Consider the following 560-nt stretch of genomic DNA (forward strand, 5'->3'; position numbering starts at 1 on the left):
ACATCAGCCCCGCAGTCGGTTTTGCAGTGCCTGCCGATCAACGGCAAGATAGTCGAGGTGCAGCCTGGCTGGCTGCCGCCTTTGCCCCAGTCGTCCGACCAGCGCCCTCGTGCCGTCAAGCACAAAGACGCCGCAATCGTAGCCGTTCTGCTGCTGGGTGATACGGGTGGGCTCCAGGTGGGCTCCCAGCCGTCGTGCGAGCTGTGCCGCGGGCTGGTCGTTGAGCCGCCCGGCGGAGTCGTAATGATAGGCAACCGGCCTTTCCCGCTCGCGTCGATCAACCATAAGCAGCGACCAGTGGCTGCCGCGGCGGTCAGGATCGGTAGCGCTGGCATCGTTGACAGGCAGGAACATGAAGTCGGCAATGTCGTTGCCATTGCGATCATAGACGATGCGCTGGAAAGCCCTGAGCGCGGCATTGTCGGAGCCCAGGCGCAGATGGTAGTGGGCTATCAGCGGGTCGACGAGCCGCGTTCGGGCGGCGAGATCTGGATTTTCCCTCTGCAGCTCCTGCGCCAGAAGTTCGTAATCTCTCTGGATATGCTCATCGCTCAGCCATT

At 62.7% G+C, this 560-nt stretch carries 1 protein-coding gene; it reads right to left on the reverse strand.

Annotated features, from left to right (window positions below; translation table 11 throughout):
- Nucleotides 1-3 precede the first annotated feature (3 nt).
- Nucleotides 4-560 (reverse strand): Ulp1 family isopeptidase (locus RFM52_RS32755; RefSeq protein ID WP_320327908.1); only part of this gene is annotated, 557 nt, incomplete at its 5' end.

Origin of the sequence: Mesorhizobium humile (assembly GCF_033977215.1) — a bacterium.
Taxonomy (GTDB): Bacteria; Pseudomonadota; Alphaproteobacteria; order Rhizobiales; family Rhizobiaceae; genus Mesorhizobium; species Mesorhizobium humile.